General features: G+C 45.2%; 12 protein-coding genes and 1 pseudogene. 8 read left to right on the forward strand and 5 right to left on the reverse strand.

Features of this window, described 5'->3' with window-relative positions; genetic code table 11:
* The 3 genes from NNO04_RS21235 to NNO04_RS21245 all read right to left on the reverse strand — a co-directional run.
* The coding region (locus NNO04_RS21235) for a P-loop NTPase fold protein (RefSeq protein WP_271446347.1) at positions 1 to 437 on the reverse strand (437 nt) is incomplete at its 3' end.
* A gap of 246 nt (positions 438 to 683) precedes the next feature.
* Complete coding sequence (locus NNO04_RS21240; RefSeq protein ID WP_271446348.1) at positions 684 to 1,358, reverse strand: SOS response-associated peptidase; 675 nt, start codon at positions 1,356 to 1,358, stop codon at positions 684 to 686.
* A 196-nt stretch (positions 1,359 to 1,554) separates the two neighbouring features.
* Positions 1,555 to 1,899, reverse strand: coding sequence for a hypothetical protein (locus tag NNO04_RS21245; RefSeq protein ID WP_271446349.1), 345 nt, complete (start codon positions 1,897 to 1,899; stop codon positions 1,555 to 1,557).
* Between the two features lie 148 nt (positions 1,900 to 2,047).
* On the opposite strand from NNO04_RS21245, the pseudogene NNO04_RS21250 reads away from it, so the two are divergent.
* The 8 genes and pseudogenes from NNO04_RS21250 to NNO04_RS21285 form a co-directional block, all read left to right on the forward strand.
* Positions 2,048 to 2,218: pseudogene (locus tag NNO04_RS21250) on the forward strand (NADP-dependent isocitrate dehydrogenase); the annotation flags it as partial.
* A gap of 537 nt (positions 2,219 to 2,755) precedes the next feature.
* On the forward strand, positions 2,756 to 3,001 hold the full coding sequence (locus NNO04_RS21255) for a YmjA family protein (protein WP_271446350.1): 246 nt from the start codon (positions 2,756 to 2,758) through the stop codon (positions 2,999 to 3,001).
* Between the two features lie 155 nt (positions 3,002 to 3,156).
* Entirely contained in the window at positions 3,157 to 3,501 is a 345-nt protein-coding gene (locus tag NNO04_RS21260; protein ID WP_203360973.1) for a glycine zipper family protein, read from the forward strand.
* 459 nt (positions 3,502 to 3,960) lie between these two features.
* On the forward strand, positions 3,961 to 5,418 hold the full coding sequence (locus NNO04_RS21265; RefSeq protein WP_271446357.1) for a TrkH family potassium uptake protein: 1,458 nt from the start codon (positions 3,961 to 3,963) through the stop codon (positions 5,416 to 5,418).
* Positions 5,419 to 5,714: 296 nt separating this feature from the next.
* Positions 5,715 to 6,560: a GTPase domain-containing protein gene (locus tag NNO04_RS21270; protein ID WP_271446351.1), complete on the forward strand. Its 846-nt coding sequence runs from the start codon at positions 5,715 to 5,717 to the stop codon at positions 6,558 to 6,560.
* 11 nt (positions 6,561 to 6,571) lie between these two features.
* The gene (locus NNO04_RS21275; RefSeq protein WP_271446352.1) at positions 6,572 to 7,036 is read left to right on the forward strand and encodes a hypothetical protein; all 465 of its coding nucleotides are present in this window, start codon (positions 6,572 to 6,574) and stop codon (positions 7,034 to 7,036) included.
* On the forward strand, positions 7,023 to 8,822 hold the full coding sequence (locus NNO04_RS21280; protein WP_271446353.1) for a dynamin family protein: 1,800 nt from the start codon (positions 7,023 to 7,025) through the stop codon (positions 8,820 to 8,822). The genes NNO04_RS21275 and NNO04_RS21280 overlap by 14 nt, the downstream gene beginning before the upstream one ends.
* A gap of 1 nt (position 8,823) precedes the next feature.
* Positions 8,824 to 10,395, forward strand: coding sequence for a GTPase (locus NNO04_RS21285; protein ID WP_271446354.1), 1,572 nt, complete (start codon positions 8,824 to 8,826; stop codon positions 10,393 to 10,395).
* Between the two features lie 668 nt (positions 10,396 to 11,063).
* Here the strand turns inward: NNO04_RS21285 and NNO04_RS21290 are convergent.
* Entirely contained in the window at positions 11,064 to 11,510 is a 447-nt protein-coding gene (locus tag NNO04_RS21290; protein ID WP_271446355.1) for an SMI1/KNR4 family protein, read from the reverse strand.
* 8 nt (positions 11,511 to 11,518) lie between these two features.
* The coding region (locus NNO04_RS21295; RefSeq protein WP_271446356.1) for an RHS repeat-associated core domain-containing protein at positions 11,519 to 12,474 on the reverse strand (956 nt) is incomplete at its 5' end.

Below are 12,474 nucleotides of genomic sequence, written 5' to 3' on the forward strand. Positions count from 1 at the left end.
AATCTAGAGAGCAGCTTTTCAGTTATTGATGCCCATGGCTCCGCACCTGGAACAAGTTTTGCCAAATTGAATAGACTAGAGTATGCAATTATTTCCTCCGCAGCTTTTAATGCCACTTCAGATTTGTCTCTAATATTAAGCTGAGACGAAAATTGAAGTAAGAAATCTTGAATTAAAGACTCAGGTTTGCCAGCTAGCCAAGGGTTATATTCAACAATAATTGGATTTGATTCTTTTTCATTTAAAGCTCCTTTGACGAGATTTATAACTGATGTTTTTCCATATCCCCACTCCGCCTCCAAAGATACAGTAAGACAATCATCATCATAATTTAATAACAGTACGTTTGCTAAATGATTAGCAAAGGCTAGCCTGTTTAGTAAATCAGGATCATTTGCGCCACCGTGTATCGGTTGGTCGTTGTGATATTTACCCATTTATAGTTCCATTAATTGTTAATATTGCTAACGTTTGTTAGCGGATCGCATAGCATTTAAACACATGGTAGCCAACCATAACAAGTATGCATAAAATTTGGCATGGTATGTATATAAACACATAGTTTTATTGTCTGAAGTTGATCACATATAAAGAAAGTCTGCTCTGGTGCACAGTCGGCAGTCAAAGTAGGTTTCAATCAGATCAGTCGTAGTTTTAGCAGACACTAGATCTAATAAGCATACTTAATAATTAATAGGCTCAATCAATTCAGAACCTTGGTTTTTTACGTTCCCTACAGCGCGGGATACTGCATGCCAGGTAAAGTGTTCGCCAGATACAGCTCCATCTTCTACAATACGCTCCGCTTCTTTTCCTCCAACATCCTGCCGTATCCACTCACGAGCTGCTGCCGGTGATAGCACCAGCGGCCGGCGATCATTAATATCTACCAGCCCTTTATCCGCAGCAGTAGTCACAATCAGGAACCCCTCTGCCTCATCTCCACGTTCAAATAGCGTACTGCCAATGGCTGCCATAAATAATGGCTGGCCGTTGGTACGATGAATGAAGTAGGGTTGTTTTTTTCCACCTTCGGTCTTCCATTCAAACCAGCCATCAGCAAATACAATTGCCCGGCCATGCAGCCACAGCGGCTTAAACATCCGGCTGGTGGCCGCAGTTTCAACACGGGCATTAATCAGCGGTGGTTTACCCCACCATCCGGGGGTGTATCCCCAGAGAACAGGATCGAGGTGTAACTGTTTGTCGCGTTCGCTCAGTAACAGCACTTTTGTTCCCGGTGCCACGTTATACCGGCCAATGGGCTCAGGATCATAGGCAATATCACGCTCCGCTTCTTCAGCGAGGTATGCCAGATATTCTTCTCGGGTTTGTGACTGGGCAAAACGTCCGCACATGAAAACCTCCAGCGTTCAGACTGAAAGTATAGGGTAGGTATGAAAGATGCGGGGAAGGGTGAAAAAGTCAGGTGTTTCAGAATTGATAAATTGCTGGCAAAAAACCAGCCAGGAGAGACTGGTATGCTAGGGGAATTGGGGCTGCTACGAGAGGATTTGAACCTCCGATTGCGGGCACTTCATAATGGACCCCTTACTATTTTTTCAGGAGAGCTTCTGCCATAGATCTCAGGCGATCAATCTGAGCGTTTAATTCGGAAATTATTTCTTCAGGTTTTAACTCCATGTTGGACTTTACAAAATCCCTTGCCTGTATCATCTGATGAGCACGGATTTCCAACTCGTTATAAATGCTTATCTCATCAGGATCTTCGTCCTGTTGAGATTCTTCGCTATGGAACTCAATGTAGGTATGGGGTGGGTTGTGATAGACACGGGAAATCGAACTTGGCCACCAATCTTCCCCAGTTACAACGTCAGCGTCGAACGGAACAGTTTTGTCTATCTCTATCAGTTTTTGGATGAGCGTCGAAGTCTTCAAACTTACCTCCATACGGTACAAAAGTGGTTATCAAAACTCTGATTACACTATACAAAATCAATAGGTTATGATGAAGGCAAAATGAACCTCTTAATCAATCATTTATTGATAAAACTCATTAAATACATAGAGATAAATACATTTACCTCAAATACTGCTGCGCCACATGCAGTGGTTCGAAGCTGCTGACCTGATCGTCAAAGGTATGGAAGGCGCGATCGCCGCGAAGACCGTCACCTATGACTTCGAACGTCTGATGGACGGCGCTAAACTGCTGAAATGTTCAGAGTTTGGTGACGCGATTATCGAAAACATGTAATCCAGTTTCTGGGTTGTGTGAGAACGGGAGCCGGTTGGTTCCCGTTTTTTATGCCATAGAAAATTCTTCCCCAAAACTTTCCCCAAAACTCTTCCCCAAAAAAACCTCGTTTTTACCCCGTTTTCACCCCAACAACGACCCAGTCTTTTTGATCTCCCCTTGTGAGTGATCTCCCCCCTGAAAAAAGTGCGTGGAAATAAAACGGTTCTATTTACAGTGAACGGCACAGGATGCGTACTCTCTGCCAAATCAGCCCGTCGGATCGCATATTCATGTTAACGTGATTTTATCAAGACGAGTTTTCACAATAAGAAGTAGAAAATGAGGGGTAAAAGACAGATTATTGATGGGATGATATTGGATGATGCTTACACTTGCCGTGCGCGAGATGTGGATATAACCAGCGCTATCAAACGTAAGCAGGTCGCAATTTCTTGTGTAAGAAATTGAGATGAGTCCAATCCTTGAGAATGAAATTATCTACGTCAGACAACGCCGACGGCCACTGACATAAACGTTAACCCCCAGGATCAATTTATGAACAATGAAATACCGCTCAAATATTATGACATCGTGGATGAGTATTCGACGGAATGCGAGGCACCGGTAGGCGAGTCAGAACGTGACGCCCTGGCACGCTATTTCCAACTGCTGATCACACGTTTGATGAATAATGAAGAAATCAGTGAGGACGCGCAGGAAGAGATGGCCAGTGAAGCGGGTATCGACGGACAGCGTATTGATGAGATTGCGACATTTCTGAACCAATGGGGTAACGAATAGTCCCTGTGCAGCCACCAAATCAGCGGCGATTGATAGTGAATATTCTGATACTGTCGAGACTGGTGTAGGTTCTGAAAGCTTTTAACTTGAGGTTTGTTTTTGGGTAAGTAAAATCCACAGGGAAGATTAGCTGCTCTAAAAAAAGAGATATACATATGAAAAATTTTGTTAAAGGCACATTGCTGGTGGTTTGTGCTCTATCAATGGTTCCTGTTTTTTCAGCCCAGGCAATGGATAAAACTTCAGGTGGTGCAGTCGCGGGGGCCGCAGTTGGCGCTTTAACGGGGAAAAGTGTCAGTTCTACCGTTAAAGGTGCAGTTGTCGGTGGGGGCGTTGGCGCCATGACTGAACACGGTAAAGAGGGGAAGTCTGCGCGTAAAGGCGGTGCTGTCGGAGCTGCTGTTGGTGCCGGGGCTGCTGCAATGACGGGTCGTAGTATGGTTCAGGGGGCCGCTGTGGGGGCGGGTGCTGGCGCTATGATTGGTAAAGCAACCAACTAATTCATCTTTTACCCTTTTGCGGTGAATTCCCTTTCGTGAAAGGGGCAAAACAGCAACAAACATGGGTAGCCCTGCGAGGCACCATATCCATCCTTAAAGTCCCGGCAATCGCTGGGGCTTTTACGAAAATCCGGCTTTACGCGACCTCTCCAATACCATATCACTGGCAGACTTTCTCCTGTTGACCACTACAACCGGAACGTTGCAGTGACGGCATCCATGTGCGGTATTGACTCAAAACCAGTACGTCGGTGACAAAGTCATTTGCTGAGTGCGGCCGAATAAATGTGACAGGTAAACCTGCTGAGGCGGGAAGGTGGACTGGTTGCAAAGTAAGCACAAAGAATGAAGGGGAATGCTGCAAACAGGTGATTTATAGCGAGAAGAGATATACTGATGCGATAAAAATGACGAATCTTCGCTTTAGGCCCGGGGTGTTGTTTGAAAACCTATTATTCCCTGAATACATCTCAGCTTCGAGTTGTTACGCATATGTGCGGTTTTTTGGTATGGCTTTATAGTTTTTCTATGCTGCCGCCGATGATCATCGCGTTAGTTAACAAGGAAAGGAGCTTTTTTGTTTTTCTGGAAACGTTCATCGCATTTTTCATCCTCGGTGGTGGTGCGTGGATGGCGACAAAAAGAACCGGCATTCAACTGCGAACACGAGATGGATTTATCATTATCGTCTTGTTTTGGCTATTGTTTTCAACGATAAGCGCGTTTCCCTTATGGCTGGATGACATGCTTCATTTATCCTTTGCCGACGCGCTATTCGAAGGTGTTTCTGGCATCACAACCACAGGCGCGACTGTGATCGGTGATGTTAATGCGTTACCCCGATCCTACCTTTACTACCGTGCCCAACTTAATTTCATTGGTGGATTAGGGGTTATCGTACTGGCAGTCGCTGTACTGCCGTTGTTGGGGATTGGTGGTTCAAAACTGTATCAATCTGAAATGCCCGGCCCATTTAAAGAAGAGAAACTGACACCGCGACTTGCTGATACCTCTCGCACGCTTTGGCTAACCTATCTGTTGCTCGGGATTGCATGTAGCCTCGCATACGTCATTGCAGGAATGCCGGTTTTTGATGCCATTTGTCACGGATTGTCGACGGTATCGTTGGGGGGATTCTCAACGCATACGGAGAGCATTGGGTTTTATGACAGTCACGCTATTGAATTTGTTGCGGGATTGTTCTCTCTATTATCAGCGTTCAACTTTACGCTGTGGTATGTGGTTATTATCAGGCGTACTCTCAAGCCTCTGTTTCGTAACGTAGAGTTGCATTTCTTTCTGTTAACCGCGCTAATTGTCATTTTGATTACGGCATGGCAGGTCTGGCATGCCGGAATGTACAACATCCCTGAAAGCCTTGTGCATTCGTTCTTCCTGGCAAGTTCGATGATGACGGATAATGGCCTGGCGCCTTTGGATTACGCGGACTGGCCGACCCATACAATCATCTTTTTGCTGTTAGTGAGCTTTTTTGGCGGCTGTGTTGGTTCGACGTGCGGTGGTATTAAGGCTCTCAGATTTCTTATCCTCTTCAAACAAAGCCGACATGAATTGCATCAGTTGGCCCATCCACGAGCCTTGATAAGCATTAAGATTGGCGGAAGTGTCGTCACTGACCGTGTAATGCGTTCGGTCTGGAGTTTCTTTTTCCTCTATATTCTCTTTACCGTTTTTTTCATCTGGCTGCTTAATATGATGGGGTATGATTTATTAACCTCATTTGCAACCGTTGCGGCTTGTATCAACAATATGGGACTGGGGTTTGGTGAAACCGTTTCTACGTTCGGCACGCTTAGCGAGGGGGCAAAGTACCTGATGTGCGTCGCGATGATACTGGGACGCCTCGAAATATATCCAGTGCTCATACTTTTCTCTCGTTTCTTCTGGCGAGTGTAATCCTGGTTGAGCCAGCAGGAAGGCGGGGCAAAATTCATCATCGCGATAACGTGCTGTTCAGCAACATCCGTCAAACCCCGCGACTGGCGGCGATTTAAAGTAGTGAGTTAACGCCACGCGGCTTCCCGATTTGCAGTGGCAAAATTGTTCCTGAGTGAAAACCTTAGCCTTATGGTGGGGAAAATATTTCTGATATCCTTGCATTAAGATTTTTATTTTTTTTACCGATATATGTTAAGACCTGGTGCAGGGGATATACGGAGCTTGCATGACGCAATCCGTTATAGAGGCAAAAAGTGGATAAAGCACAAATTGATATGCTTCACCAGCTGCTGGTGGACAGAGGGGATGAAATAGAACAACTTGAACGACTGCTCACGTTTGAAGGGCAGATGAAACCGCGAATAGTTGTCTATGGCACGTATAACTCAGGTAAAAGCTCTCTTCTTAACGCTCTCACCGGCCATTATGAATCGTCTTTCTTTCGCGTTAATGATATTCCAGAAACGCGTGAGGAGAACGTCTATGAAAGTGAACATTTTTTCTACGTTGATACGCCAGGGCTGGATGTTAACACTGAAGATGACCGAATTGCGCTGCGAGGGATTGCGGGGGCAGTTCTGGTGCTTATTGTTCATCGTCTGGCCGCAGGATCATTGCAAGAAAAGGATCTAAACGTTTTCCAACGGATAATGGATACCAATAATGTGATGGTCGTGCTGACGGGTGCTGAGCAACCAGAGGAAGACGCGGCGCTAATTGATGAGATCACCGCTATGATCAACAGAGGTTCACCGAAGACAATCCCTGTTTTTCCGGTTTCTAATCCTCGTTATTTGAAAGGAAAGCGTGAAGGAAAATTAAAACTGGTGGCTGCCAGCGGTATACCTGCGCTTATTATGCAGCTTGAACAGTGCGGTGACGAACTACGAGCTGCGCTGAAAAAAGACCGAAAAACCAGGCGGGAGCGCCTGTTAAGTTCATTGTTACACGCAGCCGTTTCGCTACAAAGCTCGAAGCAGGCGGCATTGACCAGAAAAAGAAGGGTCATAGAAAATCAACAACAGCAGTTTGTTGCCGGGGTTCAAGAACTTAAGCGAGAGCTCAAAGAAAAGATAACGGAATACAATAAGTTGGTATGAGGTAAATCTAAATGTGGTTCTTAATTCCCGTCGCCGCTGTTTTGGGCAAACTGGCCTACGACTATATTACCGAAAATGATAGTACGGATTCATCGTCTTCATCCTCTGCCAGCGCGGAGCAGCAAAAACGCAAAGAATATCAGCAAAAACAAAAAGAAGAACGCGCAGCTGAGATGCAAAAAAAACTATGCGCTTACGCAACGTCAGGCGCGACCACGATCATTGATCGGCATGTCAATTTTTCCCTTAAGAGCCTAAACGTCAATATAGATAAAGTCATTACTTTTGCCGAGGCCGAAACGGAGACGCCAGAGCAGGCAATGAATGCATTGTCATCGCTTCTCGGAAGCAAAATGAAGCTGAACCTAAAACGGGAAAAACGGCAGATTAAAGCTCTGGAAGATGAATTGGGGGAGATCGCCAAAATGGTTGCGATGCTGGAGCGAGAGAAGGAAAAAATTGATGATGCCAGATGATGTACTGCAGGGGCACCAGCCGCTGTACGGAAAACTGAAAGAGCTACATGATGAACTGTCAGAAATTGAATATTCAGTAAAAAATAACGAAAAACAATTCTTTTCGCTGATACGTAATCTTGAACAGGTTCTGGATACGCGGTCGGTGGAAAAAAACGGCAGTGAACCGCTACGTCAGTTCTATTCACTGACCCTGGGGCAAATTTCACTTATTGTCGATGACTGGGTCACGAGAATTGAAAAATATGAGCTCAACACGTCTTTTCGTAAACACTATGGTGACTCGCTGCTGATTTATGTATATGGCAAAGTCAAAGCGGGTAAAAGCTCCCTTGGTAACTTTATCGCATACGGTCAGGAAAAAGTTTCTCCGCAACGGCGTGAGCAACTAAAAAAAGAGGGGCATGATCCCCATTTTTTTATTGCCGAGAAAGGGGAACACTCGATTGAAGATACCACTCATCGTAACGGTTTTTATGTCGATTCTGCGGAAGCGACGAGTTGCATTCAGGGATTTACGCTACCGGGGCTAACATGGATTGACTCTCCAGGTATTCACTCTGTTACACCGGAAAACCAGGCGCTGGCACAGAAATATGTCGAAAGTGCGGATTTGATTATATATCCGATGAACTCTGCCCAGCCAGGACGCAGGACGGATATGCAGGAGATCCGCGAGTTAATATTAAGGCGTAAACGTCTTCTGCTATTAATCACTCGCTGTGATGAAAAAGAGTCGGATGAGGACGACGAGGGGAACGTAATCACGTTCTATCAAATGAAAAGTGACAGAAATCGCACTCTACAGGCGGAATATGTCAGCAAAGAATTTATCGCTTTATGCGACGAACTGAACGTTAAGGATATTGATTTTGAAGTATTGACACTTTCTGTGCGGTATACGGCTAGCAAAGGCAATACTCCAGATGCGCTGCATGAATCGGGTGCGCAAGGTTTCATTAATAAGCTCATTAACACTATCCAAAGCGAAGGTGTTCAGCTTAAGAAAAATGTGCCACATAACGCATTGCAGGCTTTTTATCATTTACTGCTCTCCAGCCATGAAGAGAAAACCAGCATTGATGCCTTAATGGTACCTCTTAATCAGTTATCTGAGCGTATCCTCAATCTTCAAAGCGACCTGAAGAAGCGTTGTGATGAGGTAAAGGCGATTATCAGTAATGATATCTCGCTGAAGGTTACGGCATATGTTGAAGATTATGCCCTGCATCGGGATCCCAAAAAGCTTGAAAACGAGATTATCGACGCTGTTCGCAGACTGCTTGAAAGCAAACTTTCTCCCATCATTGATGAGGTCACTGACTCGTTAGTGGTAGATCTTAATCAGATGGTTGGCAAATTAAACCTTAAAAACAAAATTAAGCTTGATGCCATTCACCAAAGTATTGATATAGACACTTCAGGTCGTAACGCGGTTATTGGCGGCACGATCGGTGCCGTGGTCGTAGGGAGCCTTGCATTTGTATTTTCAGGCGGGACTGCGGGCACTGCGGGAGGCATTGTTGGTCAGACGATCGGTAATTTTCTGGGGGGGAAAATCAAAACTTCCCGCAAAGTTCAGGTTGCGGTCGGCGATAATAGACTGGCGTTAGCGGAACGTCTATCTGAAATGGCAATAGAAACCGTTGACAGCACTATTGAAAAGACCCGGTTAGAGGTTAACAGGCAGCTTTTGGACCCAATGAAGCGGACTGTAGGCGTTCTGGCAGAACAGGTAGATAAAATACGTTCCTGGGCAATGGAATATGAACAGAAGGAGCAGTGAGATGTTTTCAGATTTGGTATTGATTCAACAACTCTACAGTGATGCTCGTCCATTATTATCAGAGTGTATTGATGAGAAACAACTCAACAAACTGGATAACGAACTGGCTGAACGAATCGAAAATTGCAGGCCAGTTGTGATGGTTTACGGTGTGTATAATGCGGGGAAAAGCACATTTATCAACGCACTGGTCGGCGAAGAAGTGGCTGAAATGGACGATATTCCCCGCACCGATCGTGTCACTTGCTATCCCTTCACGCAGTTTGAAATTATCGACACACCGGGTATTGATGCTCCGATGGAACATGAAGAGGTGACGCGCGAACAGTTTTTATATTCTGACTCCGTCATTTTTGTGTTGAGCAGTGATGGTGTTTTTGACGAGCAGGCGACCTATTGCGAAATATTCCGAATTATTGAAGCAGGCAAGCCACTCTTGATAGTGATTAATAACAAAAGTGGCTACAGCGAAGCTGACCCGGAATATACCGCTATCGTCGATAAGATTAAACACAATCTCTACCACCAGGCGAAACCTGAATTTCGTGAAAAGGCCTTACAGGTTCCGGTCTGGCTGGTGAACGCTAAATCGGCGTTAAAAGCAAAACTTGAGCATAAATCGGCATTACTGGCCAAAAGTAACATTCAGGCGCTAGAACGCGAGGTCCAGCGTCTCTTTATGACAACCGACAAAGCGGTGATGCTGAATACGTATAAAGGACTCATTCGCAATGAAATTGAGAATGCACTCTTTAAACTGGACGATTTGCAGCAAGAGGGGGAGATGAAAAAGCTGTCTAAACTGCTCACCCGAATTGATGAATCACGTCAGACATTGCTGGCAAAAACAGAGCGAAAAATACGTGCGGCTAAAGGGAAAATGAAGGATGACGTTTATCAACTACTGTCAAATCAGCAGTATGAGTCAGTAAGCAGTTTACTGGAAGAATGGCAAAAACAGAATACTGAATATTTCCAGCAGGAATTGGGTACCGCGCTTGCTGAGATAGGTCAACAAGCAGAAAAACTGATTTCTGATATTCCCCGTTTCTCTGGTAGTGGTTTAAACGGAACCGCCTCGTTTGACGAAGATGGGCAGTCGCTGTTTAACCTTTCCGACCTCGTGCAATTTGGGCGCAAGATCAAACTTGACGATCAGGTGCTGAAAGAGGGGATGATCGGCGCAATGAAGATGGGGAAAAACTATTTTCCAAAGCTCTTTAAAGGTATCGGTCCGAAAACAATGGAAAAATACGCCGCTAAGATTGTGCCATTCATTGGGCCAGCGGTAGATTTGGCAATGGGGATATATGATTTCTATCAGGCAAAATCTGCCGAAGAAAAAGAAGTGGAAGCCAGACGGCTTTACATGCAGCGTATTTCAGAGCAATCGACACAACTGGTAACGGAGGTTCAGGATGCCATTCTGGAAACATTTACAGATATTGTGCGGCAGATTTTCACTCCATTAATGAATGAGATTCAGGATGAGTTGGATACCCTGGAAGGACACGCTACTGCAAATGGGCGGATGACTAAACGTTTGTTAACGCTTAAAGAAGCGCTAGCTTGATATCACGTCAAGCCGGTGATTAACAAAAAACACCCGTGCCATTATACCGGGTGTTTTTTTGAGGTTGCGCGCTTTCCGGGGCCAACATACTGATAGTGTGCCAACTCCCTTCGGAGGGTTCTCTGCATTACACCTGGTTGCCCCAGACGTCATACTGCATAAACAGATTTTGCCAGTGCTGCAGGCGGTTATCGGTGACCGGCGGGTCGTTATCACTGGCGGCGAGGCTATCCGCAGCGTCATAACGAAAATGTGCGCTGTGTTTTAATAGTATTTTAGCAGGCGGTACAGCGAATCAGGCCCGTAGTATTGTTCTTACATCCCAAAAATGACTGCGTCAGAGTAGCGTACGCTACCGCCACACCCTATAAACTATCAATCTGCATAATGGCCATTTTACTATTTAATCAAAAGGTTAAATGTGGAAATATAAAATAAAAACAGTATCGTATTTCGTTAGTACTATAGCAGTACACGTAAAATCAATAAAAGTGAAGGTAATTATTATGCGGAGTGCTGACAGGAAGTGGGATTATGAATTTTATCAGCATCAGAAAATAGAATGCATCACAGTAGTTAAAGACACTTTCGCAGGAATGAAAATACCTGATATAGTCTGGCTATGAAATTCAAGAGAAGGGGAATGTCTATCCCGGGTTGTTACATAATCATCCCCAAGCTTCATCCTCCGTTATGACGTTACTTATGAAACTATCAAGATCCTGTTCAAGACAAATTGTTTTCTGGCTTTCTAAATTTGTAAAATAAACGGCTCCATTATTTATATCAATACAGAATGGAAATCCACCACCGTCAATTGCAAAGGGGACCATTGTTTCAGATAATATTTTCTTATCGTACGTCAATAGCCCATAGAGGCTTTCTACTGTAAGTATTCCTTCTTCTTTTGTATGTAAAACTGGCAAAAAATACTTAATATCAAATTCATATTGATCATTTTGATAGACGCAGCGTTCTCCGTCCAGAACTCCGCCATTGTGCGCCAGCCACATAGCCCTGAGAGCTGGAGGGAAAACAATCCCTAATAATGCTTCAACTTTGTTAAGGTCATTTGTAGTTAAAGAAGGCGATGAATTAATTAGTCTTACCGTCATGTATCTACCTATCCGCAATGTTTAGGAACGCGACCCTTCAGCCACCCTTTACTGTGAGAAATTTCAATAGCTTCTGGTGTACCATTTTCAACGCCAAAATGTTTTTCAAGCTGTGACACAGATCCTCGATGTGGAAGAGATGCAACATGAGTCTCAGTTGTTACGAGTTGCATTGTCGCTTTATCTGTTTCAGGGTTGAAATCATCAATATGGTGCCATGTATATTGACCTGCATCAGCTTTATTAATGTCTGCAGTTTTGTATGCCTCAATAAAATCACGACCTCTTGATCCTTGTAAGGTAATTTCAACAATATTACGTTGTGAACCACTCACTGGGTACAAAGACGGGCTACCGCTGAAGTCTACGCCACTTAATGCGAGTCCCAGCGGATCAACCCAGACATTAGGGTTTGGACCATAATCATATAAATTTAGGTTATCACCGTTTAACCCAATCGGATCCTGAACAATAAACCGTCCGACCTGCGGGTCGTAGTAGCGGAACAGATTATAGTGAAGACCGGTTTCGCTGTCAGCATACTGCCCGGCGTAGCGCAGGGGCTGATGGGCGAGGGCGGTGTGTTGTAACGCGCCGGTGAAACCTGTCGTCTGATGCCGCACTTCACCGAAGCTGCCGTAATGACCACTCCAGCGCACATTGCCGCGTACGTCGGTGACTTCCAGCGGCGCGCCGTTCAGGTCAGTGCTGAACCAGTAAATCTCACCCTGTTTATCGTCGCGCAGATGGTCGATTCGCGCCAGCGGGCTCCACGCTTCGTTCGGGTCATAAAGGTATGTGCTGCATTGCCCGCCGTCGTGCTGCTCCTGCAACAGACGGTATCCCTGCCAGAGGAAGCGGGTTTCGGTGGTGCCGTGGGCGGTGGCGACCTGTTTTCGCGTACGTCTGCCCAGCGCATCATACTGATAGTGCGCCTGAAAACGCCCCAGCGGGCCGGTTCCCT

It is taken from the genome of Citrobacter sp. Awk 4, assembly GCF_028069725.1.
Classification (GTDB): Bacteria; Pseudomonadota; Gammaproteobacteria; order Enterobacterales; family Enterobacteriaceae; genus Citrobacter_D.

Bases quoted from the DNA above. Each gene is read 5' to 3' on its own strand.
- NNO04_RS21240 (WP_271446348.1), bottom strand. From the start codon at position 1,358: ATGTGCGGACGTTTTGCCCAGTCACAAACCCGAGAAGAATATCTGGCA.
- NNO04_RS21255 (WP_271446350.1), top strand. From the start codon at position 2,756: ATGAACAATGAAATACCGCTCAAATATTATGACATCGTGGATGAGTAT.
- NNO04_RS21260 (WP_203360973.1), top strand. From the start codon at position 3,157: ATGAAAAATTTTGTTAAAGGCACATTGCTGGTGGTTTGTGCTCTATCA.
- NNO04_RS21275 (WP_271446352.1), top strand. From the start codon at position 6,572: ATGTGGTTCTTAATTCCCGTCGCCGCTGTTTTGGGCAAACTGGCCTAC.
- NNO04_RS21280 (WP_271446353.1), top strand. From the start codon at position 7,023: ATGATGCCAGATGATGTACTGCAGGGGCACCAGCCGCTGTACGGAAAA.
- NNO04_RS21285 (WP_271446354.1), top strand. From the start codon at position 8,824: ATGTTTTCAGATTTGGTATTGATTCAACAACTCTACAGTGATGCTCGT.
- NNO04_RS21290 (WP_271446355.1), bottom strand. From the start codon at position 11,510: ATGACGGTAAGACTAATTAATTCATCGCCTTCTTTAACTACAAATGAC.